The following is a 26052-nucleotide window of genomic DNA, read 5'->3' as shown; positions in this document are numbered from 1 at the left end:
AATGTGGGAGCGAGCCCTGTGGTGAGGGGATTTATCCCCGACCGACTGCGAAGCAGTCGCAAAACCAGAGTTCGCGGTAGATTTGATTCACCGCAAAGGTCGGCGTTGGGGCTGCTGCGCAACCCATCGGGGATGAATCCCCTCACCACAAAGGCTCACTCCCACATCTCAAGTGCCTGAACTTCAGGCTCATTGTGGGTCAGATTACTGCGCTTGGTAGATCTGGTCGAACACGCCACCGTCGTTGAAGAATTTCGGCTGCGCGGATTTCCAGCCGCCGAAGTCCTTGTCGATGGTCACCAGTTCCAGTTTCGGGAACTGCTGGGCGTACTTCGCCGCTACGTCCTTGTCGCGTGGACGGTAAAAGTTCTTCGCGGCGATCTCCTGACCGGCCGGGCTGTACAGGTGCTTCAAGTAAGCTTCAGCGATCTGCTCGTTGCCCTTTTTCTCGGCGTTCTTGTCGACCACCGCCACCGGTGGCTCGGCAAGGATCGACAGCGACGGCACGACGATGTCGAACTTGTCAGCGCCGCCGTCTTCTTTCAATGCCAGGAACGCCTCGTTTTCCCAGGCCAGCAACACGTCACCCTGACCGTTGTTGACGAAGGTGATGGTCGAGCCACGAGCGCCGGTGTCCAGTACCGGAACGTGCTTGAACAAGGTCTGCACGTACTCTTTGGCTTTTTCTTCGCTGCCGCCGTTGGCTTTCAGGCCGTAGGCCCACGCGGCGAGGAAGTTCCAGCGCGCACCGCCGGAGGTTTTCGGGTTCGGGGTGATCACCGAAACGTCGTTCTTGATCAGGTCGCCCCAGTCCTTGATGCCTTTCGGGTTGCCCTTGCGCACCAGGAACACGATGGTCGAGGTGTACGGGGTGCTGGCATCCGGCAGACGCTTCTGCCAGTCGGCAGGCAGAGTCTTGCCAAGCTTGGCGATTTCGTCGATGTCGCCGGCCAGCGCCAGGGTCACCACGTCGGCGCGCAGACCGTCGATTACCGCACGGCCCTGCTTGCCAGATCCGCCATGGGATTGCTGGATTTTCACGGTGTCGCCGGCGTGATCTTTCTGCCAGAACTTGATGAATTCGGCGTTGTAGTCCTGATACAGCTCGCGCGTCGGGTCATACGACACGTTGAGCAGTTCGTAATCCTTGGCAACTGCAGAACCGGCAAACACGGCACTGGCCAGGGCGGCCAAAGCGTAACGGCGAATCGACGACATGGTGAAAGCTCCTGGAATTCTTGGTGGTGGCTTTTTCTTATGTATTTCGGAAATCGGGGTGCCGGTTCAAAGGTCGCAGCCTGCGGCAGCGCCTACAGCCCCCTGTAGGAGCTGCCGCAGGCTGCGATCTTTTGATCTTCAAATCAGCTCGGTTTGTTACCCGGCTGCTGCAGACGGAATTTCTCTTTGCGTTCGATCTGCACGACCTGGGCGTTGTGCACAGTGATCTCCACCGCGCCGAAACGCAGATCGCGCAGGGCGCTCTGGATTTCCCGCAAGATGGTGCTTTCGTCCTGACCGTCAACGCTGCGAAGGGATGCGCTCATGGTGCTGCTCCTTTGAATGGGATATGCCTGGCAGTGGGCGGCACTGCGTTCGGCGTGGGAGCAATATAAGAGAGCTGTGGATATTCTTAAAAAGACTATTTAAGAATGTTTATATAACTGGAAAACATTATCTGACGGGCCGAGGGTTTGCGCGGTGTTCACTGAGTTTGAAGACTGTATGAAACCCTGTGGCGAGGGGATTCATCCCCGATGGACTGCGTAGCAGTCCCTGTTTTTCAGGGCCGCTACGCGACCCATCGGGGATAAATCCCCTCGCCACAGGTTTGGTGTCAGCCAGAGCAGGACTGTTAACCGATAACAGGGGCTTTGGCCCAATCAATCTCCCCCGCCGGCACCGGCCGCCCAAACCAGTAGCCCTGTCCCAGATCACAGGCCTGCTCCAGCAGAAACGCCGCCTGCTCGGCCTGTTCGATCCCTTCGGCATGCACCTGCATGCCCATGCTCCGGGCCAGCGCGATGATCACCCGAACGATCGCGGCGTCGTCCTCGTCCCACGGCAACCCGGCGACAAAACCCTGATCGATCTTGAGCTTCTGCACCGGCAGGCGCTTGAGCCGCAACAGTGATGAGTAGCCGGTACCGAAATCGTCAATGGCCAGGCGAATCCCCAGTTCACGCAAATGATGCATCTGCTCCAGCGCCACTTCCGGATCATCCATCACCGCGCTCTCGGTGACTTCCAGTTCCAGAAAGGCCGGATCCAGACCAGTCTCGTGCAGCACCTGCGCCACTTGCTGGTACAGCTCACGCCGGGCGAACAACCGCGACGACACGTTCACCGCGACGAACGACAGCACGACCCCGGCCTGCTGCCAATGGCACATCTGCGAACACGCCTGGCGCATCACCCAGGCGTCGATTTCAGCAATCATCCCGGTGCGCTCGGCAATCGGAATGAATTCCGCCGGCGACACCAGCCCGCGCTGCGGATGCTGCCAGCGCACCAGCGCTTCGACACCAATCAGGCGACTGCTGCGCAAATCGTGAACAGGCTGGTAGTAGACCCGCAGTTCCTGTTGCTCCAGCGCGCGGCGCAGCTCGAAAGCGAGCTCGACCCGTTGCTGCGCGTGGGCGGTCAGCTCTTCGGTGTACAACGCGTACCCGTTGCGGCCGCTGCTCTTGGCCTTGAACAGCGCGGCGTCGGCATTACGCAACAACTGATCGGCACTCAACGCGTCGCTGGGGAACAGGCTGATGCCGATACTGGCGTTGATGAACAGCTCGTGCCGGTCGATGCGGAATGGCTCCTTGAGCGCATCAAGAATGCGTTGCGCCAGTGCTGCCGCCTGAACCAGTTGTGGACAACTCTCCGCCAGCACCGCGAACTCATCACCGCCAAGCCGCGCCAGAGTAATCCCGGGGCCGAACAGCTCCTGCAGGCGCGCCGCCACCGCTTTGAGCAGGCGATCGCCGATGTTGTGCCCGAGGCTGTCGTTGATCATCTTGAAGTGGTCCAGATCGATCATCAGCAAGGCGCAGCCGCGCTTGTGGATCTGCGCCGACGCCAGTGCCTGCTCGGCGCGGTCGCTGAACAACAGGCGATTGGGCAAGTCGGTCAGCGGGTCGTGGTGGGCGAGGTGCTTGAGTTCGTGTTCAGAGTCCTTGATCGCACTGATGTCGGAAAACACCGCCACGTAGTGGCTGAGACGGCCCTGATCATCGTGAATCACGCGGATGGTCTGCCACTGCGGGTAAATCTCGCCGCTCTTGCGCCGGTTCCAGATCTCCCCGCTCCATTCGCCCTCGCTCTCCAGCGTGGCGAACATCGCCTGATAAAAGCCCGGCGGATGATGACCGGACTTGAACAGGCTCGGCTGGTGGCCGAGAACTTCCTCGTACTGGTAGCCGGTGATTTCCATGAACGCACGGTTGACGTGCACGATCAGACCCTCGCGGTTGGTCACCAGCACGCCCTCGCGGGTGCAGTCGAATACCGCGGCGGCCTGGCGCAGGCGTTCACGGTCGGCCTGCCGCTCGCGTAACCGCGCACCGATGCCGAGAAATTCGCACAATCTGGCCCGCGCGAGGAAGATCAGCCCCGCGCTGACGGCAGCCCAGACGTAACCGTTGATCAGTTGCCATCGCTGCAGATCGACAGACTCATCAAAGAAACTGTTCAATAAGTAACCAGTGCCTTGCAGCCAGACAACAGCAAGCAACAGGTAAAGCAGCGCTGCACGCAGGGCATCGCGGTAAGTGGCAGGCATTCGGCTGTCCATGTCCCTACAAAAAAGGTTGGAATTATAGGTCAAGAAACATCCAGCGACGCTTATCTGAAAGGGCGACTGGTTTTATCTGTGTGCTTGGTGATAATGCAACGGCTGTTTTTATCTTTATCGAGGGCCCTATAGCCTATGTGGTACGAAGGTTTTCTTGGCTTGTCGGCCTGGTCTCTGGTCGCGGTCACCCTGCTGATGACCCACGTGACAATTGTCGCCGTCACGGTCTATCTGCACCGTTACTCGGCCCATCGCTCACTTGAGCTGAATGCCGGCCTGAAACACTTTTTCCGCTTCTGGCTGTGGCTGACCACGGCGCAGAACACCCGCGAGTGGACTGCCATCCACCGCAAACACCACGCCAAGTGCGAAACCGAAGATGACCCGCACAGCCCGGTGATCAAGGGTCTGTCCACCGTGCTGCGCAAAGGCGCCGAGCTGTATCGCGCCGAAGCCGAGAATCCGGAGACCCTGCGCATCTACGGCAAGAACTGCCCGGAAGACTGGGTCGAGCGCAATCTCTACAGCCGCTATCCGCTGCTGGGTGTGGCGATCATGGGCATCATCGATCTGCTGCTGTTCGGCACCATCGGCATCACCATCTGGGCGATCCAGATGATGTGGATCCCGGTCTGGGCCGCCGGCGTGGTCAACGGTCTGGGCCATGCCATCGGCTACCGCAACTTCGAATGCCGCGACGCGGCGACCAATCTGGTGCCGTGGGGCATCCTGATCGGTGGTGAAGAGCTGCACAACAACCATCACACCTACCCCAACTCGGCCAAGCTGTCGGTGAAGAAGTGGGAATTCGACCTCGGCTGGGCGTGGATCAAAGTCTTCAGCTTCTTCAGACTGGCCAAGGTGCAGCGTGTGGCGCCGATTGCCCACCGCGTCGAAGGCAAGGGCCATCTGGACATGGACACCGCCATGGCGATCCTCAACAACCGCTTCCAGATCATGGCCCAATACCGCAAATTGGTGATCGGCCCACTGGTCAAGCAGGAGCTGGACAAGGTCGATCATTCGGTACGCCATCAATTCCATCGGGCCAAACGCCTGCTGTCGCGGGAAACCAGCCTGCTGGAAGACCGTCATCACTTGCGCATCCAGAACATGCTCGAGCACAGCCAGGCGCTGAAGGTCATTTACGAAAAACGCCTGGCCCTGCAGCAGATCTGGGTCAAGACCAGCGCCAATGGCCACGACATGCTCGCCGCCATCAAGGAATGGGTGCACGAGGCCGAGGCCAGCGGCATCCAGTCCCTGCGTGAATTCGCCGACCAGCTGAAAACCTACTCGCTGCGCCCCGCCGCAGCCTGACCGCCATGAACGAATCCCCTGTGGCGAGGGGATTCATCCCCGATCGGTAGCGCAGCTACCGCAAATTTGTCGACGCGTTCTCATTGCTGAAACGCGTCATATCTACCGCCCGGCGGGAGCTAGCTCCCTCGCCACAAAAGCGCGGAACTTAGCACCGAAAGCCCTATCTCAAAGACACTTCGCCATCCCGGCGGGCTGTACTGTGGCCGTTGTCGAAATCGCGGCACGCCCTTTGAGATATGTGCCGATGGTCAACAACAATCAACAAGACTCATCCCTCGCGCAGTGGCCCGAGGCCGCGCAAACCCTGATGGCGCTGATGCACGCCCAAGGCGAAGTCGCCCGGCTGAGCGAGCGCGAACAACTGTTCAGTTCATTGCTGGTGAGCGTCAACGCGGTGCTCTGGGCGTTCAATTGGGAAACCCGTCAGGTGCTTTACGTCAGCCCTGCCTACGAGCGAATTTTCGGTCGCTCCGCAGGGCTATTGCTGGCTGACTACAACCAATGGCGCGACAGCATCTACCCCGACGATCTCGACTATGCCGAGCGCAGCCTGGCCGAAGTGCTGCACAAAGGCGCGGTGGAAGACCGCGAATACCGGATCATCGCCGCTGACGGCCAGGTTCGCTGGCTCAGCGACAAGTGCTTCATCAACCGTCAGGACGAGCCCGGGCAACCGGTGATCATCGTCGGCATCGCCGAAGACATCACCGACAAAAAACGCATGGAAACCGAACTGCATCGCCTGGCCACCACCGACGTACTGACCCAAAGCAGCAACCGTCGCCACTTCTTCGAATGCGCCAACCGCGAGTTCGACGACGCGCGCCTGCAAGGTTCGCCACTGGCCTTCCTGCTGCTGGACATTGATGACTTCAAGCAGATCAACGACAGCTACGGCCACCCGGAAGGCGACAACGTGCTGCAACGCATCGCCGAATGCGGGCGCACCTCGTTACGTCGCGGCGATCTGTTCGGACGTATCGGCGGAGAAGAATTCGCTGCCGTGTTCCCCGGTTGTGCACCGGACATGGCGATGCAAGTGGCCGAGCGGCTGCAGCAGGAGATTCAGCGGATGGTCTTCAATGTCGACGGCCAGACCTTCGGCATCACCGTCAGCCAGGGACTGACCAGCCTCAGGAACGATGACGAAAGCCTCGACAGCCTGTTCGCCCGGGCGGACGCAGCGATGTACGAGGCCAAACGGCAGGGCAAGAACCGGATTATCTCAAGCTGAATCCACCCTCCGATTTACCTCCCCTGTAGGAGCTGCGGCACGCTGCGATCTTTCGATTTTTGCTTTGAAAGACAAGATCAAAAGATCGCAGCGTGCCGCAGCTCCTACAGGGGGATGCTCGTGAATCCGGTTACTTGCGCATCCGCATCAATTCCGGCAACCCGATCTTAAGCAGCCGCGCCGTGCGACTCTTTGCCAGCTCCTCAACGCCCTCATGCTCGGTCAGGCGGGCCATTTGCGCCGCCATGTTCATCACCAGCGCCTCACGGGAATACACCCCGCCTCCGAGCTGGTAGACGGACGCAATCAACTCGCGCAGCTCCAGCGGCAGGCGCCAGCGCGTGCGCAACGCCGAACCGTAAGCCGCGCCAAATTCCGCCAGCGCGTCACCGACTTCCTCCCACTCATCCAACTCGCCGCCGGCCTGCTTCCACTCCTGTAAACAGCGCAACAGCGCCAGATCGCCAAGGCGATGCAGCATGCCGGCGCAATAGCAGCGCTCCTGATCCAGGTCGAGCAGGCGCGCCAGGGTGCGGGCGTATTCGGCGGTATGCAACGACAAGCCCCAATAGCGCTCGGCGTAATCCGCCAGGCACGGGTCGCTGAGTTTGGCGCTGCGCTTGAGCGCCAGGCCGAGAATCAGGTTCATGCTCTGTCCGGTGCCGAGGCGATGCAGCGCCTGCCCCAGGGTCTGTACCGCCGCGCCATGATGCTGCGCCGCGCTGTTGGCGGCGGCGATCAGCACGGCGGTAATCTGCGGATCGGTACGGATCTCTTCTTCCAGCAGTTTCAGGTCGAGGCCATTGGGGTTGAGGCTGCGTTTGACCGCCACCTGCACATCGGTCATCAATGGCGCGCCGTCGGCCTGCTCGCGGCGCCGCTCGAGGAACACCGACAAGGTCATGCCCGGCGCCAGCGTCGGCACTTCGCAGAACACCTCTTCACCCGCATTCAAGAGTAAACCCTGCAGCCGCTCGGTCAGGCTTTCCATGTTCAGCGGTTTGGTCAGGTAGGCCGTCGGGGCCAGCGGGATGGCTTCGCGCACACTGGCACTGTCGTTGCGGTTGCTCATCAGAATGAATGGCAGCGGCGGATTGCGTTTGCGCTGACGCACGCTGCGCAGCACGCTCAAACCGTCGATGCCCGGCAACTCCCAATCGACAATCGCCAGGTCGTAGGGCACGTCGGTGAGTAACGACAGCGCTTGCTGGCCGTCGGCACACAAGTCCAGCCGCGCATCGCAGCGCACGTTGAGCAACACATGTTTGAGCAGGTCACGGGACCACGGATCGGCCTCGGCAATCAGCACTCGGGGTACGGCGGGTAAATCAACGGCGGTCATGCGCGCTCTCCCTTGCAATGCCTGAACCTTAGCCAATGCTGGCCCTTCGATACAGCGCAAAAGGGTTTCCGAGGCATAAAAAAACCCGCCGAAGCGGGTTTTTTCTCGATCCGATCACACAGTGCCCGGAATTACAGCTCCGAGAAGCACTCTTCGATGATCGCCAGGCCTTTGTCCAGTTGCTCGTCCGGCGAGGTCAGCGGTACGAGAACGCGCAGCACGTTGCCGTAAGTGCCGCAAGACAGCAGGATCAGACCCTTGTCACGTGCCTTGGCTACCACCGATGCCACTGCGGCCGCGTTCGGCTTGTGGCTGTCGCCGTTTTCGAACAGCTCGATCGCGATCATCGCGCCCAGCGCACGCACTTCGCCGATCACTGCCGGGTATTTGGCCTGGATGGCCTTCAGGCCGGTGACCAGACGCTCGCCAACAGCCTTGCAGCGGTCCAGCAGGTGTTCTTCTTCGAACACTTCCATCACGGCCAGGGCCGCAGCGCAAGCGATCGGGCTACCGGCGTAGGTGCCGCCCAGGCCGCCTGGAGCGATGGCGTCCATGTATTCGGCCTTGCCGCAGACACCGGCCAGCGGGAAGCCGCCAGCGATGGATTTGGCGAAGGTGGTCAGGTCGGCCGCAACGCCCATCTGTTCCATGGCGAAGAAGGTGCCGGTACGGCCAGCGCCGGTCTGCACTTCGTCAGCGATCAGCAGGATACCGTGCTGGTCGCACAGGGCGCGCAGACGCTTCATGAACTCTTTCGGCGCGACGTAGAAACCACCTTCACCCTGCACCGGCTCGATGATGATCGCGGCGATGTCTTTCGGCTCGGCGTCGTTCTTGAAGATGCGTTCGATGGAAGCGATCGAATCGTCGATGCTCACACCGTGCAGCTCGTTCGGGTACAGCGCGCGGAAGATGCCACCTGGCATCAGGCCCATGCCGGCCGAGTACGGCACGACCTTACCGGTCAGGCCCAGGGTCATCATGGTGCGACCGTGGTAGGCACCGGTGAAGGCGATCACGCCGGCACGGCCAGTGGCGGCACGGGCGATCTTCACGGCGTTTTCCACGGCTTCGGAACCGGTGGTCACCAGCAGGGTTTTCTTGGCGAAATCACCAGGCACCTTGGCGTTGATCTTTTCGCACAGCTCAACGTACGGCTCATAGGCCAGTACCTGGAAGCAGGTGTGGGTCAGCTTGTTCAGTTGTTCGGTCACGGCGGCGATGATTTTCGGGTGCACGTGGCCGGTGTTCAGTACCGCGATACCGCCGGCGAAGTCGATGAACTCACGACCTTCAACGTCAGTCACGGTAGCGTTCTTAGCCGATTCGGCAAAGATCGGGTGAATCTGGCCAACACCACGTGGAACAGCAGCGGTACGACGGGCCATCAGATCAGCGTTAGTCTTGCTCATTACAGTCCTCATTCACCGCTCATCGGGCGGCGTGGTTCAAGGATTAAGCGGGAGAAATCGGCGGTGGCAGCATGCGATGATCGACTGCCACGGCGTTCCTGGCCGCAGAGAAAATTCCGGTTTTGAAACGACGCAAAGGGACAGCGCTCTCGTGCCCTTTGCGTTTGCAGCGATCCCTTCCCCGGCTTAGATACCCAGGCAGAGGTATTTGATTTCCAGGTAATCCTCGATGCCGTACTTGGAGCCTTCACGGCCCAGGCCCGACGCCTTGATGCCGCCGAACGGCGCGACTTCGTTGGAGATCAGCCCGGTGTTGACGCCGACCATGCCGTATTCCAGGGCTTCCGCCACACGGAACACCCGGCCCAGGTCACGGGCGTAGAAGTAGGAAGCCAGACCGAACTCGGTGTCGTTGGACATCGCGATCACTTCGGCCTCGTCTTTGAAGCGGAACAGCGGCGCAAGCGGGCCGAAGGTTTCTTCCTTGGCGACAGCCGCGTCTTTCGGCACGTTGGTCAGGATGGTCGGCTCGAAGAAGTTACCTTCCATCGGCTTGCCACCGGCCAGCACGGTGGCGCCTTTGGCCACGGCATCGGCAATGTGCTCTTGCACCTTGGCCACGGCTTTCTCGTCGATCAGCGGACCCGTGGTGGTGCCTTCTTCCAGACCGTTGCCGATCTTCAGCTTGGCCACCGCGACTTTCAGCTTCTCGGCGAACGCGTCGTAGACCGAATCCTGAATGTACAGACGGTTGGCGCAGACGCAGGTCTGGCCGTTGTTGCGGTATTTGGAAATGATCGCGCCTTCGACGGCCTTATCCAGGTCCGCGTCGTCGAACACGATGAACGGCGCGTTGCCGCCCAGTTCCAGCGAGACCTTCTTGATGTCCTTGGCGCATTCCGACATCAGCTGACGGCCGATTTCGGTCGAGCCAGTGAAGGACAGCTTGCGTACGATCGGGTTGCTGGTCAGCTCGCTGCCGATGTCGCCGGCGCTGCCGGAGACCACGCTGAACACGCCTTTAGGGATGCCGGCGCGCTGAGCCAGTTCAGCCAGAGCGAAGGCGGAGAATGGGGTTTGCGAAGCCGGCTTGAGCACCATGGTGCAACCGGCGGCCAGCGCTGGGCCGGCCTTACGGGTGATCATCGCCGCCGGGAAGTTCCACGGGGTGATCGCGGCGGTCACGCCAATTGGTTGCTTGATCACGATCAGGCGCTTGTCCGGCTGGTGGCCCGGAATCACATCACCGTAAATGCGCTTGGCTTCTTCGGCGAACCACTCGATGAACGACGCGGCGTAAACGATTTCGCCCTTGGCTTCGGCCAGCGGCTTGCCCTGCTCAAGAGTCATCAAGCGCGCGAGGTCGTCCTGGTTCTCGATCATCAGTTCGAACCAGCGACGCAGCTTGCCGGCACGCTCTTTGGCGGTCAGTGCACGCCAGGCCGGCAGCGCCTTGTCGGCGGCTTCGATGGCACGGCGGGTTTCCGCAGCGCCCATCTTCGGCACGGTGCCGAGAATTTCGCCGGTGGCCGGGTTGTTGACCTTGATCGTCTGACCGTTGTCCGCATCGACCCAAGCGCCATCAATGAAGGCTTGCTGGCGGAACAACTGGGTATCTTTAAGCTGCATGTCGGCTTTCCTTAACAGCACCGCGGCCTGCGCGGAGCAAAATTATGATTGTAGAAAGGCGCCTCGCAAGGCTGCCGTCAGGGAAATCATCTACCGGGTGAGGCGCATTGATCGTGCGTTATTCACCGCACCTGCGCTTCCACACCCCGTCAAAGAGCGTTTGAAATCTCAAACGGATCGTAGGAGCAAAGGGGTTAAAGGACAATAGGTCGTTCGAAAAAAAGAACAAAAACCCTGCGTTTGCTGGATTTTTCAGATCAACGCGCAAAAAGCCCGGCCGCAGCCAAACCATAGATCAGCCGGGAAAAAGCGCCAAGCGAGGGTTTTGCAGGACGTTACAGCTTTAAGGAATGCAGCGTTTCACACCGACACGCGCACTGACAAAACCCGCCAAAACCCGGCATGGACGCCCCGAGCCGACCTAGGTATGATGTCGCCCGCTGCACCAGTAGCTCAGCTGGATAGAGTACTGCCCTCCGAAGGCAGGGGTCGTGGGTTCGAATCCCGCCTGGTGCGCCATGAATTGAAACGAGAAAGCCCCGGACTGTGGTGGTCCGGGGCTTTTTTGTGGACGCTGACTTTCATGTGACTGCGGTCACTCCGTCGTCCAGTCAAACTCGTCGTAATCGTCGTCTTCCTCTTCTTCCCCAGCCTCCTCAAAAACCTCGTCTTCTTCCACGACGTCGTCTTCCGACTGGTTCAGCAGGAACTCCTTGCGCGCCTCGGTAATCGCGCGCCGCATCTCCTCGCCCTTCTGCGGGCAGTTGAGGAGTTGGGCGATGCGGTCGATTTTTGCTGCCACTTTGCTCTCCAGCGCTTCAGCCATGGCTCGATAGTGCGCGTTTTTGCCGGGCAATGCCAAATGGCTGGGTGAACAAGCGGTCAGTTCTGGCGAATGCGCTCAAGTCGCAGGTCGAGGTTCACCCCGGGGTAGCGTTTGTGCAGATTGTTGTACAGCGCATCCGCGGCTTGCGACTGGCCGGCCTCGCGCAGGCGCAGGACTTCTCGCAGTTGCTCATCCAGGCCGTTGGCCGGCGCGACGGCGCGTTTGCTGAGTCTGGCTTCGTCGGCGCTGATCGCGTCGCTTTGCATCGGCTCGGCCATTTCCATCATCGGTGCCGGTGCGGACATGGCCGCAGCGGGCGGAGCGGCCAATGACTGCGCTTCCAGCGCTTGCTTGCGCGCCAATGGCGCGGCCGGTTTGGCGGCCGGGGTGAAGTCGAATTGCGCTGGCGGCTCGGGCGCACGTTGCACCAGCGAGAGCATCAGTGCCACACCGACCAGGCTGGCGAATGCGACCTGCCAGCGCGGTTTCTGGCAGGCCTGCAGCCAGCGTTGCCACAGGCTTGGCTTAGGCGCCGGAGCGGCGCGGCGTGCAGCGGCGAGAATCAGCGCATCGAGCTGTTCTGACGGCTCGCTGGTGTGTTGCTCGCGATAATGTTTGAGCAGTTGCTCTTCCGGCGTCTGGCGGGCGTCAGTCATGTCAGTACCTCCTCGGCCAGCAGCCGACGCAGTTTTTGCTGGGCGTAGCGCAAGCGGCTCTTGACGGTTTCCAGCGGTGTTTCGGTGAGGCTGGCGATTTGCGCCAGGTCGAGGTCGCCGTGGGCGCGCAGCAGAAACACTTCGCGCTGCTCGGTGGGCAGGGTTTGCAGGGCGCTTTCCAGGCGCTGGCTGTCGCGGCTGAGGTTCAGCCGTTGTTCGGGATCGTGGGTCTCGTCGCCGACCGCGTGCAGCTGTTCGTCGTAACTGTCGTGCAGCGGCTGATATGCACCGTGTTTACGCCAGTGATCAATCAGCCGATTGCGCGCAATCTGGAACAGCCACGTACGAAACGTCGCCCGTCCTTGTGGCTGACTGGTGCTGCGGATCAGGCTCAGCCAAGTGTCCTGAAACACCTCGTCAGCCAGTTCCGGTTTGCCGCTCAACCCGAGCAGAAAGCGATACAGACTTTGCCGATGACGGGCGTACAAAATCTCGAACGCCGCGCCGTCGCCTTCGCGATAACGCGCCAGCAGCGTTTCATCGCTGCTGGCGGTCGGGCCGTCTGGCGTAGCAAACAGCTGACTGATGAAGCCTTTGAATCGGCTCACTATTCGATCCGTCGCTCAATGGGCAGCGTATTCGATGCGGTTGAGCTGCGCAGGCTTTGCGCCAGTTCCACCAGTTGCACGAACTCGTTGCGCAAACCGAAGCGGTCCTCGCCGCGAGCGCCACGGGCCAGCGCTTCGGTGTCTTTCAGGCTGAAGTCGCCGGTGTAGCGAGCATCCTTGAGCTGCTGGGAAAACGCCGCCACCGCCGCTGCGAAACGCAGATCGTCACTGGCCGGTGCGACTTGATCGGTAATCGGCCGCTCGATCAGCAGACTTTTCCCACCTTCGGGCTGTTGATAACGCACACGCAGCATCGCCAATTCCCCGCTGTTCGTAGCCACTGGCGCCTGCGATTTACCGTAACGCAGCGGTTCCAGCCAGCCCTGCTCACCTGCCGGGACAATTTCATACAGCGCGGTCACCGTGTGTCCTGCGCCGACTTCACCGGCATCGACTTTGTCGTTGCTAAAATCCTCACGCTTCAGAGCGCGGTTTTCGTAGCCGAGCAGGCGATATTCACTGACCTGCGCCGGGTTGAATTCCACCTGCAATTTGACGTTTTTCGCCACCACGGCAAGGGTCGAACCGAATTGATCCACCAGCACTTTGCGCGCCTCGCGCAGGTTGTCGATGTAGGCGTAGTTGCCGTCGCCAGCGTCGGCCAGTTGTTCCATCAAGTGTTCATTGTAGTTATCCACACCGAAACCCAAAGTGGTCAAGGAAATCCCGGTCTTGCGTTTATCCACAGCCATTTGCTTGAGGCTGTCGAAGTCGCTGATGCCGACGTTGAAGTCACCGTCAGTGGCCAGCAGGATGCGGTTGATGCCTTTGGGAATGAACGCCTGTTGTGCCATTTGATAGGCCAGTTCGATGCCCGACGCACCTGCAGTTGAGCCGCCAGCGGTCAATTGCTCGATGGCTGTGCGAATTTTGGCTTTTTCCCGGCCAGACGTTGGCTCCAGCACCACCCGGGATTCGCCGGCATACACCACCAGCGACACCCGATCCTGCTCGCGCAACTGATCAACCAACAGTTTCAGCGTGCTTTTGACCAGCGGCAGGCCTTCGCGGCGATCCATCGAACCGGACACGTCCACCAGAAACACCAGATTGGCCGGGGCCAGTTCCGCCACGGCCCGGTCGGAGGCCTTGATGCCGATCCGCAGCAGACGGGTGTGCGGATTCCACGGGGTGACGGCCAGTTCGGTGGTCACGCCGAAGGGCGAGCCATCGCTGGGCAGCGCATCGTTGTAGGGAAAGTAATTGACCATCTCTTCCAGCCGCACGGCGCCTTCCGGAGGCAGGCGTCCCTGATTGAGCAACCGCCGGACGTTGGCGTAGGCGCCGGTATCGACGTCTGCGCTGAAGGTCGAGACCGGGGCTTCGGCCACGCTGTGGATCGGGTTATCGGCCAGCGCCTGATACTGCTCGCGCTGTTCGTCGCGGTAGCCCTGTGGATAACTTTCCGGGGCCGACATTGCCGCGAAACTCACCATTGGCGCCGGTCGCGCACTGCGCTTGGCCAGCGCACTGTCGGCAACGAGCACCTCATGCTGAATCGACGGCTGTGGCTGGGCCGGCGCCGGGACGGCAGCCGACTCCGGATTGGAAGACACGCCGCAACCGGCGACGGTCAATAACACACCAACGACAACGGGTCGCAGAAAAGGCAGGGAGCGGGACATGGGGGCTGACCTCGGGATGAAAGTGATCCATTCATCCACTGAGACGGGCAGCCCCTTCAGATCGGGTTAAACCCCGCCAAAAAATTTTTTTAGCGGTGATAACGCCGTACCACGCTGCTGTTACGCAGTACGTGGCCTTTGATCTTGTCCATCAGCTCGGCGCGGGTCAGGCCGGCGGGCAAGGCGTCCGGGGCCAGATCCAGGGCGTAGATCTGAATGATGTAGTGGTGTGCACTGTCGCCAACCGGTGGGCATGGCCCGATGTAATGGGTCGTGCCTTTGCTGTTGGTGCCGCCTACGCCTTCGAGACTGGATTTGGCGCCGACACCGGCCGGGATCTGCCGGGTGGTGGCCTTGATGCCGTAATGAATCCAGTGATCGACGCCAGCCCCTTTCTGGCCGTCCGGGTCGTGCATGACGATTGCATAGCTCTGGGTGCCCGCAGGCCCTGCGTTCCAGGCCAGTGCCGGCGACTGGTTCTTGCCACCGCAACCGGTGGCATCGCTCGCGGCGGCCGAGGTGAACAGGCGGTTGTCCGAGACACCGGGTATATCGAGGGTAAAGCGCTCGGCCGCCTGCGCCGAAAACTGCACGCAAAGGGCGACGGCGACGGCCGCCAGCCAAGGGTTGAGAGAGGTCAATCGGGTCATTCCGGGAGTACCTTGTGCAGTTGGGCCTTCGTCGGCCTGCAAACTATAGCCGTACCGTTCGTACCTTGGCAGTGGCAATTGGCTGAACCTCGCCCTGCGGCGCAAACTCGTAAGAGAAATGCCTGCCAGGAGCACGAACATGAGCCTGCACCGTGTCGCCCGTTTCGCCGATGTTCCCGAAGACCGTGGCCTGCAAGTCGAAATCGGTGAGCGCAAGATTGTCCTGCTCCACGCCAATGGCCAACTGCGCGCGTTTCAGGGTGAATGCCCACACGCCGGCGCGCCGCTGGCGGAGGGCGCCTTGTGCAACGGACGCCTGATCTGCCCGTGGCACAAGGCCGCGTTTCGCGTCGAAGACGGCGCGTTGTGCGAGCCGCCGGCCCTCGACAGTCTCAAGCGTTATCCGCTGGAGTTACGTGGCGATGAGGTCTGGGTCGATGACCAACCGCTGCCGGATGGGCACACGCCGCCGGCCGATGATTCGCGCACCTTCGTGATAGTCGGCGCAGGTGCAGCGGGCACGGCATGTGCGGCGGCACTGCGGGAGAAAGGTTTCGGTGGCCGGATCATCATGCTCGACCGCGAAGCGGATGCCGGCTACGACCGCACGGTGCTGAGCAAATTTGTCCTCGCCGGCGAAATGTCGACGCAGGAAACTCCGCCGCTGCGCGATGAAGAGTTTTATCAAAGTCAGCGCATCGAACGCCGACAAGGCGAAATCACTGCCCTCGACGCCTCAGCGAAAACCCTGCATTTGCACGATGGCCAATCCCTGCGCTACGACGCCGCGGTGCTCGCCACCGGCGGCGAGCCCAATCCGCTGCAACTGCCCGGCGCTGATCTGCCGCAGGTGTTCGTCCTGCGTTCGAAAGCCCAGGCTGAACAGATCATGCGCACCGCCAGACCCGAACAGCGGGCGCTGATCATCGGTGACAGCTTTATCGCCCTGGAATGCGCCTCCGCCCTGCGCCAGCTAGGGCTCGACGTCACGGTCAGCGCCCGCCACGCCATTCCGTTTGCCGCACAATTCGGCACAGCCGTGGGTAAAGCGATCCGTGCGCTCCACGAACAACACGGGGTGAAATTCATCACCGATCACGAAGTCCGGGAAATCATTGGCGACGGCAAAGTCGAAGCGGTGCTGCTGGACAACGGTTTGCGCGTCTCGGCGGATCTGGTGCTGGCGGGGGTCGGCGTGCATCCGGCCACCGAGGCTTTTGCGTCGCTGCCGAGGGAGAAAGACCAGTCACTGCGAGTCGACGCCGGCCTGCGTGTTTGCGACGGGCTGTGGGCAATTGGCGATATCGCCACGTTCCCCCTGAGCGGCCAGCCGCAACGCATTGAACACTGGCGCCTGGCCCAGCAGCATGCGCGCATTGCTGCCGCCAACATGTTGGGCGCCGATGAGCATTATCTGGATGTGCCGTTTTTCTGGACCTGGCACTTCGGCAGGAACTACGACTACCTTGGCCACGCCAGCCAGTGGGATGAAATCGAGTTCAGGGGCGAACCCGAGCATCCGCCCTTCATCGGCCTGTTCGGCCATAACGGCGTGGTGGTCGCCGCGGTGGCCTGCGAGGAGGAACGGGCCATGGCGATACTCGCGGAGCGGATGAAACAACCACTGGCGATGGAAGAAGCTTGGGAGCTGATTCGCGGCTGAATGCTGAACAATGTAGGAGCTGCCGAAGGCTGCGATCTTTTGATCTTGATTTTAAAGATCAAAAGATCGCAGCCTTCGGCAGCTCCTACAGGGGGGGCATCTTTCAGGTGGGGCGATTTACCGGGTCGCGATTATCGTCATCCTCGGCGTGCAGAAAGATCACCCGCGGATGCTCCAGCGGCGCCAGCGGTGGCGGCAGCTCCGCAGGCTCCAGTGGCCGAAAGTTCAGCACCACATGGCTGATGTCACCTTCCTGATCGTTGTGGATGGTCATCACCCCCGGCGTGCGCAGTTTCTGCAAGCGCTCATCGCACAGGCGGAAGCTCTTGCTCAGCCCTTCATCATCGACCACCGGTGCCGGCAATCGACGCTGGGCGAAGCTTCGGCTTTTGCGCTGTTGATAACGCGCCCAACCAATCAGGATCACCGCGTTGACCAGCGCCACCCACAGGTAGATCTGCAACGTACCCAGCGCCTCGAATGCCGAGTTGTCGATGCGTGGCCCACCGGCGTGGGTTTCGATCAGCGGCCACAGCCCGCGTATCAGCAGGAACAGCAGGCCGACCCAGGCCAGCACGGTGAGAATCACGTCGATCACGACCAGGAACGGTCGCTGGCGGGTCCGGATGATTTTCATTTGATGACCTCCTCTTCGTCGTCGCCAACCGGTTTGATGCCCCGATCAGGACTGACCCAGCGCGCACGCTTCTGATGTTGGCCAAACAAGACCTTGGGGAAGCTGACCAAGGTGGTGAGCAGACTGACCAGCCAGAAAGCGATCGGGTACCAGACGACCCAGAACATGGTTCGGCCCAGACCCGGCTCATAGCGCCGGTCGATAATGATGCTGACGGCGAACTGCACCAGACAGACGAAGGCCAGCAGCAATCCAGTGAACGCCGGGGGCATCAGGTGATGCACGGCAATCGACTCCGGCATGACGACGAACTTGCCAACGGCCCAGAAGATTACCGACAGCAGAAAGGTGAAGGCCCAACCGGTCGAAAGGCAATACTCGAACAGCAGCGGCCACAGGTAACGATGGCGGTACTGCCAGATGCCGCGGATGTTCTTGAACAGCACCTCGGCACCGCCCTGGGCCCAGCGCAGGCGCTGCTTCCACAGACCACGCAGGGTTTCCGGCATGAGGATCCAGCACAGCGCGCGCGGCTCGTAAAAGATGCTCCAGTGATCGAGTTGCAGCTTCCAGCTGATGTCGATGTCTTCGGTGATCATGTCCGGGCTCCAGTAGCCGACGCGGTTCAACGCGGTACGGCGGAACGCGACGATCACCCCGGACACGGTGAAGATCCGCCCGAACACCCGTTGCGTGCGCTTGATCAGGCCGATGATCGAGGAGAACTCACCGACCTGCACCCGCCCGACCAATGTCGAACGTGTACGGATACGCGGGTTGCCGGTCACCGCGCCGAGGCGCGCGTTGTCGAGCATCGGCGCCACCAGATAGGCCGCCGTGTTCGGTGCCAGCAGCGCGTCGCCGTCGATGCTCACCAGATATTCGCTGCGCGCAGCAATAGCGCCCATGCGCAGCGCCACAGCCTTGCCCTGGTTTTCCGCCAGGTGCAGCACCCGCAGGCGTGGGTCTTCCTGGGCGAGCCGGTCGAGCACTTCGGCGGTGTTGTCCTTGGAACCGTCGTTGATCGCGATGACTTCGATGTTCGGGTAATGCTGGGCCAGCGCCGCGTGAATGGTATCGGCGGCGTTTTCGCCTTCGTTGTAGCAAGGGATCAGGATCGAGATCAGTGGTTCGCCTTCCAGTGGCGGCGGCAGGGTGTCGTCCTTCCACGGCCAGTGGCGTTCCCAGTGCAGCCAGAAATACAGGCCACCGGCGATCCACAGGCCGGACATGAACAATGGGTAGAAGAACACGAAGTCCATCAGGAACTGCCCGGTGACCAGGAAGATCAACCCCAGCGGCACGCCGAGGACGAGCGCCAGAACAAGCAGGGCTAACAGTCTATCCAGCATGTCATGGGTTCCATTTGTTGGAGAGCGCAGGCCTTACGGTTTTCAGGTCCGGCAGGTTGTCGAGGAAGTTGTCCGGGTAGTAACCAAAACTGGTCGCCCCCTGACGCTTGAGCCGGCCCATCCAGTCCGCCAGTTGCGCACCGTCGATGTCGGCCTGATCCTTTTTCGTCCAGTCGCGGGCCTGCAGTTCGAAGACTGTGCGATCCAGTGCACCAGGGCGCTGTTTGATCTTCGCCACCAGTTCTTCAAGCCACGGGCCGGATTGCGCCTGGGTCTGTTTTTCCATCAGCGGCATGGCCATCGGCGCCGTCCAGTCGTAGGTCACGAGGAAGTCGTCGAGGTTCTGCGCAAACCAGGCTTCGCTCTGCGGATTGAGCACCGGCTCGGCGAAGATGTTGCGTGCGGTCAGCACCTGCGGGCCACGGATCGCGCGGACTTTGGCGGTCAGTTCGTTGGTGAAGTCGATCAGGTATTTACTCTTGAAGCGCGTCCAGCGCTGCATCGCCGCCGGATCATCTCGAAGCGCAGCAATGGACCCCGGCAAGCCGTGCGCGGCATAAGCTTTCAGGGCCTCAGGGCTGGCGTCTTCGAAGTCCGACAGCACCGCGTCGTCGTGGTACAGAATGCCGTCGACCGAGGTCAGGCGCGCCACGTCTTCGTAGATTTCACCGATGATCCGCCGTACTTGCGGATCGAACGGCGACAGGCGCTGATACTGGTCCGGATCGACCGAAGTGGTGCCGGTCTTCGGATCCCAGCGCGTGACACGCGGCAGTTTCGCATCGAGGCCAAAACTCAGCACCGGCATCCAGGCGAACACTTTCACGTGCGCCCGAGTGCGCAGTTGCCAGGCAACGCGGTCGAAAATATCGGCGCGCACCGGCAGGTGACGGTTGGGGAAGTACAGCGAGTGCACCAGTCCGTCGCCCTTCGGATCGGCGAAGGCCTGCAGGAACACGGTGTTGGCACCCATGTCGGCCATGCGCTGGATCAGCTTGCCGAGGTTGATTTCCTGCTGCGCCGGGTCCGGGTCGTAAACGTTGTCCAGATCGACGTGCACCACACGCATGGCGAAATCCGCTTGCACGCCGACGATGCTGTTGGCGAAATGCTCGCCGTCAGGATCCGAGGCCACCAGGAAGCGCGGACTGCTCATCAGGTTGTCGAGGGCGTCGAGACCGTCGTCCAGGGTCAGGGCCATTTCGTAGCCCTGCTCGCCGACCACGGCCAGCGAAGTGCCGTCCGCCGTGCCGTACGGCCAGACCCAGATGCGCGGTTTCTTGCCGGTGACTTTGCGGATTTTTTCCGAGATGGTCGCCACGTCATTGCTGATTCGAGCACGGAACTGCTCTTCGGACTCATAGCGCTTGGTGAGCGGATCGTAGCGTCGGGTGGCCGCCGCCGGCTGCATGTTGCCTTGCGGGTTGGCGAGGATGCCTTTGTGGCTGGCGTCGGTGTGCGCGGCGATTTCCACCAGCCCTGACTGCGAGATTTCCCGCACCTGATCCCAGGTCAGAAAGTCGGAGCGTGCGCGGGGTGCACCGGCAAAATCCACTGGTTGATTGAGCGGCGTGTCGATCCACACGCCGACCGGCGCCAGCAGAGCGTGCCAGTTGTAGGCGCGCAGCACCGGCAGCACGCGGGTGTAGAAGCTTGAATAACCATCGTCGAAGCTGAGCAGGATCGCTTTGGCCGGCAGTTCCGGGCCGCCCTTGCGCGCCGCCATGATCTGATCGACGGTGACCGGTTGGTAGCCGTTCTCCCGCAGCCACGCGAGCTGCTCGATCATGCGTTCGGTGCGCACCGCCACCACCGCCTGATCGGGGTCGCGGTCTTCGATATCGTGATAGGCGATGCCCAGCACGTGGTTTTTCGGCCAGGGTTTTTCATTGGCCGCCACCGGACGTTGCGACGGCGGCGCGAAGGCCGGGGCTTGCTGGGCGCAGGCGCTGATCAGCAGCACTCCCAGCAGAAGGATGAAACGCGTCATCAAAGGCATCTTCAAACTCTTCTAGAAGCGGAAAGTGAGGTCGACGAGCAGACGCAGATCGGTCTCCCGATCACCGTCGTAGGGCCGGTTGATCACACTGAACAAACCGCCCACCTCGAACACGTCGTTCCAGGCATAACGCTGGCCGTAGCCGAGCATCGCCATGCCGCCGGTGCCGTGATCACGCTGGCTGTAGGTGCCTGCACCGGCCTGGAACTGCTGGCTCCACGAGGTTTCGTAACGGTGGTAGAGCACATGGTTGACGTTGACCGTCGGCATCACGCTGAAGTCCGATTTCGGGTTGAAGTACGGCACATCCTCGGACTTGGAGTTGTGGCTGGTACCGACTTCCAGACCGGCATCAACCTGCACGTTCGGCGCGCTGTAGACGCCCTCGCGCCCGGTGAGCAAAGCTTCGACGCGGTTATTGCCGTCGCTGAAGTGCGACGGACTGACCGACAGCCGCCACTCGCGACTTTCGTTGGCGCGCCAGCGAATGAACGCGTTGCCGCCGTTGGCCTTGATGTCACTGTTGAGCGCCCGCAACGGCGTCTCGGCCGACAGATAGGCGAAGCTGCCGCCGTACTGCCAGTGGTCGTTGATGTCGCGGGCAATCGCGATGCGCGCGCCCTGTTTGGCGCCGTAACCGTAATCGTGGTTGGAGACCTCGGCTTCCAGGCTCATGTCGCGGGTACGACGCTCCAGGCCCACGCGCTGGAAGCGGTCGGTACCGGTGCCTTCGGCGAAGTCGCCGGTGGCATACCCGGCGCCGACGAACACCCGCCAGTCTTCATCGATCGGCGGGCTGTACAAAGTGCTCTGGATGCCGAAATCGCGGCTGCCACTGACCGCGCCCGCACCACTGCCGCCGCCTCCGTTGGCCTTGCCGCCATAGGCTTCGACGCGCAGTTCGGACATGTCGTGCACTTCGCGCTCGCGGGCCGCACGCTGCACCTGACGGTTGTCGGGAAAACGCGCGACCACGTCATCGGTCAGCGCATCCATCTGCCGCCATTCTTGCAGGGTCATCGCGGTGCGTGCCTGAGCGAGTTCCAGGCCCATGTCGCGCGGGACCATGCTCTCGGTTTCCTTGAGCTGGGTTTCCGCGCGGCGTGGCCATTGCCGGGCCAGGTACAGATCGGCCTGCGCCAGACGCAGGCCGATGTTGCCCGGGGCCTGATCGACCAGTGTCTGCAGGCGTTCCTCGCCGTGCGGCAGGTCGGAGCCGTAGGTGCCGGCCTGCGCCGCGAGTTGCTGCGCGTCCATCCATTCGTCGTTGGGGTTGCCGATCGGCAAGCCCTTGAGTTCGACGCGCGGCTTCTGGGTCTTGGCCAGGTCCTCGGCGACGTTGCGCGCTTCATCGGCGCGATCGCTTTCCAGCAACGAGTAATACAACGCGGTGGTGTCTTCGAGGCGATCACCGACATCGGCGTCCGGGGCCGACAGCACCTGGCGATACAGGTCGGTAGAGACTTCTGGCTGGCGCTGATCCAGATACGACGCGGCGACCCAGCGCAAGGCGTAGGTCGGAATCTTCACGCCTTGGCTTTGCAGCTTCTGGTATTCATTGATCACGTCAGCGGTGCGCGCCCGGGCCTTGAGTGCACCCATGCGGTCGATACGCCAGCGAATCACGTCATCGTGGGCGCTGGCATCCGGGGTCCAGGTGGCGAGCAGTTTGTCGTAATCGGCCAGCGCGCGGTCGGCGATCACGTAGCGTTCTTGTTCACTGCGGGTGGCGAGTTCGGCCAGACGCACGCGTTCGGCGGCCAGATCACCTTCGAGGCGGCGCAGGGTGACCGGGTCGATCAGCCCCGGACGTTGATTGGCCAGACGCAGCGCCGGTTCCGGCAGCCGCGCCTTTTGCAGGGCGACCACGTATTCGCGGGCGACTTCCGGCTTGCTGCCGGCACGGATAAATGCTTGATCGTATTCAAACAACGCGTCGTACTGCTTGCCGGCGCGGGTCAGGGCATAGCCCAGTGCAAGGCGGCGCGAAGGATCGTCGGGTTTGGCGGCGACCAGCGCCTTGGCGCGGGTCACGGCTTCGTCGGGTTTGCCCGCGTCAGCCTGAGTCAGGGCCAGCCCCAATTGCAGGTCAGCGTTGTCCGGCTCCAGCGCCAGCGCCTTGTTGTAGACCTGAGTCGCCTGATCCCAGCGCTTGAGGTTGCGATAGGCCCGTGCCGTGGCGGTCAGTGCCTGCACCGGCAGCGCCCGGTCACGGCCCTGGGTTTCATAGACCTGCACCACTTCGGCATCGAGGCCGGCCCAACTGGCGATCTGCAGGTGATCGCTGATCTGGCCAGTGGTCGACTGCCCCGGCGGCACCTGGCGCAGCACATTCAGCGCGGGCGTGGTCTGCCCGGCACGGGCATCACGCACCATCTGATCGTAGGGCGTGTCGGCAAACGCCAGTGCCGGCCAGAGCAACTGGCTGCACAGCGCAACACGAAACAACGGGCGTAAACCACGATGTAGAACAGGCACATCAATACGCGGCATTCGTCAGCATCCTTACATGGCCAGCCGGGTCGCAATGCCCCCCTTGCCCATTCGTAACGGAGGCTGAGCCAACAAAGACCCAGCCAAGCTTAGTCAGGCAGTCTTGCATGCAAGCGTAGTCGAATATTCAGAACACAATAATTGTTCAGAATCGTGCCACCGGCTCAGTGCAAAACCCGAACGCCAGACAGCAAAACGCCCGGCGTCCGCGAATCCAGAGGCCGGGCGTTGCTATTTAGAGCGCAGGATTACTGCACTTGCGTGACGCCAGCGAACTTGCTCATCAGGAAGCCGACGAACTGCTCGACGGTCATTTTCTGGCCGTTGAATTCCACCTGGTTGGCGGCGTAGTGCAGCTTGGTCACGACATTGGTGCCGTCGACGGTCGCCAATTGCGAACCGACTGCCATCCCGGAGAACATGTCGGCGCCGGCGCTGGCCTGGTCGACGATGGCTTTGGCGTCAGTCTGACCGTCGAGCTGCGCCTGCACGCTGAGCAGATCGATCAGCATCGGCTTGGACACCTGAATATTCAGGTCCAGCAGCGCGATCAATTGCTTGCCCAGTTGATCCGGCGGCAGGTCCATCGACTGCGGTTTGGTCAGATCAATCACCAGACTGGCGCGGCTTTCACCGTTGGCGGTTTTCAGCGACAGATTTTCCAGCGCGATCTGTGGGCTGGCGGCCAGCAGTTTCTGCAGGTCAGCCTTGACCTGTGCCGATTCGGCTTCGGTCAGGTTCAGTTCCGGTGCCGGCAGACCGGCCTCGGCAGCCGCCGCCGCTTCCTTCTCGTACGGCTGCAATTTGGTCTGGTAGATCTGCATCAGCGACATCGTCGACGGGATGTCGAGGTTCTTCAGGCTCATGGCCATGTTGGCCGAACCGATTTTCTTGTCGTTGAGGGTGACTTCACCGACCTTGTAGTCAGCGCGGCCCGAGGCATTGCTGCCGCTCTCTTCGGTGAGGTTCTTCATTTCGAAGTTCTTCACGCCGAGTACCGACTGCTTGGGACCGAAGGTGGTTTTGCTGTTGGTCAGCTCCAGGGTGTTTTCCCCGGTGTAGTAGCCGTAGCTGCTCTTGGTGAGGTTGCTGGCCAGGGTCAGACCGTTGAGTTCGACCTGCACCGGTGCCTGATCCTGCGCCACGGTGACCAGTTTCAGGCTGTCCATGTAGCCGTCAGCCTTGACCTTCTGCGCCTGGGCACTGGCGGAGATGTTCATGGTCAGGCCGGAAAACTTCAGGCTCGACTGTTCGTCCAGCGCGGTTTCCAGCGGCAGCAGTTCCAGGCTGCTGGTGGTGGATTCGTCGTAGCCGATGTTGGTCACCCCTTTGAGCGGCGCGGCGCCCTTGGTGGCGGCAAACCATTTTTCGGTGGCCGGGCTCTTTTCCAGCTCGTAATTGCTGGTGGCCATGACCGGCAGCCACTTCAGCGACACCAGGCGCGAGAACGGCAGCGGGCCGTGTTCGATGTGATCGACGAACAGCAGCTCGACCGGCTGGTCACCGAACATCTCGCCTTCGCCCTTGAGGCGGTAGTGCGCGGTGCTGGTAAAGGTGTGGCGCTCCAGCGACACCAGCTCCAGCGACGCGCTGCCATTGGAGCCGGCCATCGCGGTCTGCAGCTCTTTGTTGGCGTTGCTGACGGCGTTGTTCAGTACGCCTTCGATCTTGGTCCCGGTGTACCAGGCCCCGCCGGCGCTGATCGCACCGATGGCAACAACAATTCCGAGAAGCACGCCTGCTGATTTATTCATGAATGACCTGATCAATGTCCGTGGCTGAAAGTGTGGTCGTCTTCCCTGAACCCGTGACCGGGTCGCGGCTCGACTCCGCTGAAATTAGCGGTGGAGATTAGCACTGGCAGCGCGAAGCGGCCCAATGTTTAAAGGTTAAAGAGTGTCTATGGGGAGTGTGGACAGCTGACAGGTGGGGAGAGTTGCAGTGTTGTTGAGGACGCTATCGCTGGCAAGCCAGCTCCCACAGGACTGGTTGTGTTCACAAAATCCGAGAACACCACAAAAACTGTGGGCGCTGGCTTGCCAGCGATGGGGCCAGAGGACTCCCAGAAGATCAGGAATACTGAACCTCGATCTCATCGAGCTGATGATCAAAGCTTTTGAGCCGCGCCGTCCAGGTATACACCAGCACTTCAAAGTCGCGATCAATCACCGCCCCGCCCGGCCCGTCGGCCCGGGGATCGCAGAAATCCAGCTGATAGCGCTCACGGGCCATGGCCGTGGCGACATCCGACAGCTCACGGGCATTGTTGAGCCAGTGCCAGCCTTCATCGGCAATCTGTTTGTCGAGTTCCAGGCACTGTTTTTTCAGGGCTTCGAGGCTTTTTTCCAGCGGGGTGCCGGTCAGTTCGCCCATGACTTCGGCGAAGGTGCGTCCCGGTTGCCAGTAGCTGCCCCAGAAGTAGCGATCGAACACGGTTTCGACCCGGCGCAGGGCGACTTTGGTGTCCCAGATCAGCACCAGGGTCTTGCCCTGTTCCAACTGGCGTTTCTTGACCCGCTGCACCTGGACCGAGGCCCACGCCACGACGACGATGGCCATCACCGCGATCAACGCCGTGGCGCTGTCGAGGAAGACCATGGCCTTGTCGATCTGATGGGCCAGCATGATGCCGTAGAAATAGGTGGCCGACAGCAGCACCAGCGCTACCAGGGCGCACCAGAAGCCGAGAGCGTAAGGGTTTTTCATTATTGGTTTCCCCTAGACCAGCGCTAGCGATGTGCGCTGAAAGGGTGCGTTGC

20 protein-coding genes and 1 tRNA gene are annotated in these 26052 nt (G+C 61.4%); 4 read left to right on the top strand and 17 right to left on the bottom strand.

Annotation, left to right across the window (positions count from 1 at the left end; all coding sequences use genetic code 11):
- Positions 1-204 precede the first annotated feature (204 nt).
- From GTQ41_RS01100 to dibA, 3 genes are all read right to left on the bottom strand, one after another.
- Positions 205-1218 carry a sulfate ABC transporter substrate-binding protein gene (locus GTQ41_RS01100; protein WP_047290763.1) on the bottom strand — a complete coding sequence of 338 codons (1014 nt, stop codon included), beginning with the start codon at positions 1216-1218 and terminating at the stop codon, positions 205-207.
- Positions 1219-1361: 143 nt separating this feature from the next.
- Complete coding sequence (oscA, locus tag GTQ41_RS01095) at positions 1362-1544, bottom strand: sulfur starvation response protein OscA (protein WP_039772974.1); 183 nt, start codon at positions 1542-1544, stop codon at positions 1362-1364.
- Positions 1545-1852: 308 nt separating this feature from the next.
- Positions 1853-3772, bottom strand: coding sequence for a phosphodiesterase DibA (dibA, locus tag GTQ41_RS01090; RefSeq protein ID WP_047290762.1), 1920 nt, complete (start codon positions 3770-3772; stop codon positions 1853-1855).
- A gap of 147 nt (positions 3773-3919) precedes the next feature.
- Between dibA and desA the strand changes: the two genes are divergently transcribed.
- Positions 3920-5104 (top strand): delta-9 fatty acid desaturase DesA, encoded by a 1185-nt coding sequence (desA, locus tag GTQ41_RS01085; RefSeq protein ID WP_047290761.1) that lies wholly within the window; start codon positions 3920-3922, stop codon positions 5102-5104.
- Between the two features lie 247 nt (positions 5105-5351).
- Entirely contained in the window at positions 5352-6341 is a 990-nt protein-coding gene (locus tag GTQ41_RS01080; RefSeq protein ID WP_047290760.1) for a sensor domain-containing diguanylate cyclase, read from the top strand.
- Between the two features lie 130 nt (positions 6342-6471).
- On the opposite strand, the gene GTQ41_RS01075 is transcribed toward GTQ41_RS01080, so the two are convergent.
- The 3 genes from GTQ41_RS01075 to gabD all read right to left on the bottom strand — a co-directional run bounded on the left by GTQ41_RS01075 (position 6472) and on the right by gabD (position 10724).
- Positions 6472-7683, bottom strand: a complete 1212-nt coding sequence (locus GTQ41_RS01075; RefSeq protein WP_047290759.1) for a response regulator — start codon at positions 7681-7683, stop codon at positions 6472-6474.
- Between the two features lie 131 nt (positions 7684-7814).
- The gene (gene gabT, locus GTQ41_RS01070; protein ID WP_047290758.1) at positions 7815-9095 is read right to left on the bottom strand and encodes a 4-aminobutyrate--2-oxoglutarate transaminase; all 1281 of its coding nucleotides are present in this window, start codon (positions 9093-9095) and stop codon (positions 7815-7817) included.
- Between the two features lie 186 nt (positions 9096-9281).
- A complete protein-coding gene (gene gabD / locus GTQ41_RS01065; protein WP_007963502.1) occupies positions 9282-10724 on the bottom strand; it encodes an NADP-dependent succinate-semialdehyde dehydrogenase in 1443 nt (480 codons plus the stop codon).
- Between the two features lie 442 nt (positions 10725-11166).
- Here gabD and GTQ41_RS01060 point away from each other — a divergent pair.
- Positions 11167-11243 (top strand) — tRNA-Arg (locus GTQ41_RS01060).
- Positions 11244-11319: 76 nt separating this feature from the next.
- Here GTQ41_RS01060 and GTQ41_RS01055 read toward each other — a convergent pair.
- From GTQ41_RS01055 to GTQ41_RS01035, 5 genes are all read right to left on the bottom strand, one after another.
- On the bottom strand, positions 11320-11550 hold the full coding sequence (locus GTQ41_RS01055) for a hypothetical protein (RefSeq protein ID WP_196302410.1): 231 nt from the start codon (positions 11548-11550) through the stop codon (positions 11320-11322).
- A gap of 56 nt (positions 11551-11606) precedes the next feature.
- Positions 11607-12206, bottom strand: coding sequence for a hypothetical protein (locus GTQ41_RS01050; protein WP_047290757.1), 600 nt, complete (start codon positions 12204-12206; stop codon positions 11607-11609).
- Positions 12203-12784, bottom strand: a complete 582-nt coding sequence (locus GTQ41_RS01045) for an RNA polymerase sigma factor (RefSeq protein ID WP_230679351.1) — start codon at positions 12782-12784, stop codon at positions 12203-12205. The genes GTQ41_RS01050 and GTQ41_RS01045 overlap by 4 nt, the downstream gene beginning before the upstream one ends.
- A gap of 29 nt (positions 12785-12813) precedes the next feature.
- Positions 12814-14499 carry a VWA domain-containing protein gene (locus GTQ41_RS01040; protein WP_047290755.1) on the bottom strand — a complete coding sequence of 562 codons (1686 nt, stop codon included), beginning with the start codon at positions 14497-14499 and terminating at the stop codon, positions 12814-12816.
- Positions 14500-14588: 89 nt separating this feature from the next.
- Complete coding sequence (locus tag GTQ41_RS01035) at positions 14589-15149, bottom strand: YbhB/YbcL family Raf kinase inhibitor-like protein (RefSeq protein WP_047290754.1); 561 nt, start codon at positions 15147-15149, stop codon at positions 14589-14591.
- A gap of 139 nt (positions 15150-15288) precedes the next feature.
- Between GTQ41_RS01035 and GTQ41_RS01030 the strand changes: the two genes are divergently transcribed.
- A complete protein-coding gene (locus GTQ41_RS01030; protein ID WP_047290753.1) occupies positions 15289-16812 on the top strand; it encodes an FAD-dependent oxidoreductase in 1524 nt (507 codons plus the stop codon).
- A gap of 103 nt (positions 16813-16915) precedes the next feature.
- Here GTQ41_RS01030 and pgaD read toward each other — a convergent pair whose 3' ends face one another.
- The 6 genes from pgaD to GTQ41_RS01000 all read right to left on the bottom strand — a co-directional run bounded on the left by pgaD (position 16916) and on the right by GTQ41_RS01000 (position 25999).
- Positions 16916-17449 (bottom strand): poly-beta-1,6-N-acetyl-D-glucosamine biosynthesis protein PgaD, encoded by a 534-nt coding sequence (gene pgaD, locus GTQ41_RS01025; RefSeq protein ID WP_047290751.1) that lies wholly within the window; start codon positions 17447-17449, stop codon positions 16916-16918.
- Positions 17446-18801 carry a poly-beta-1,6-N-acetyl-D-glucosamine synthase gene (pgaC, locus tag GTQ41_RS01020; protein ID WP_047290750.1) on the bottom strand — a complete coding sequence of 452 codons (1356 nt, stop codon included), beginning with the start codon at positions 18799-18801 and terminating at the stop codon, positions 17446-17448. Before pgaC ends, pgaD begins: the two co-directional genes overlap by 4 nt.
- A 1-nt stretch (position 18802) precedes the next feature.
- A complete protein-coding gene (gene pgaB / locus GTQ41_RS01015; protein WP_047290749.1) occupies positions 18803-20800 on the bottom strand; it encodes a poly-beta-1,6-N-acetyl-D-glucosamine N-deacetylase PgaB in 1998 nt (665 codons plus the stop codon).
- A 12-nt stretch (positions 20801-20812) separates the two neighbouring features.
- Complete coding sequence (pgaA, locus tag GTQ41_RS01010; protein ID WP_047290748.1) at positions 20813-23293, bottom strand: poly-beta-1,6 N-acetyl-D-glucosamine export porin PgaA; 2481 nt, start codon at positions 23291-23293, stop codon at positions 20813-20815.
- A 248-nt stretch (positions 23294-23541) separates the two neighbouring features.
- The gene (locus GTQ41_RS01005; RefSeq protein ID WP_047290747.1) at positions 23542-25047 is read right to left on the bottom strand and encodes a YdgA family protein; all 1506 of its coding nucleotides are present in this window, start codon (positions 25045-25047) and stop codon (positions 23542-23544) included.
- 316 nt (positions 25048-25363) lie between these two features.
- A complete protein-coding gene (locus GTQ41_RS01000; protein ID WP_047290746.1) occupies positions 25364-25999 on the bottom strand; it encodes a hypothetical protein in 636 nt (211 codons plus the stop codon).
- Positions 26000-26052 lie beyond the last annotated feature (53 nt).

Source organism: Pseudomonas sp. AN-B15 (genome assembly GCF_019056475.1).
GTDB lineage: Bacteria > Pseudomonadota > Gammaproteobacteria > Pseudomonadales > Pseudomonadaceae > Aquipseudomonas > Aquipseudomonas parakoreensis.
This window is presented reverse-complemented; position numbering and strand designations above follow the sequence as displayed.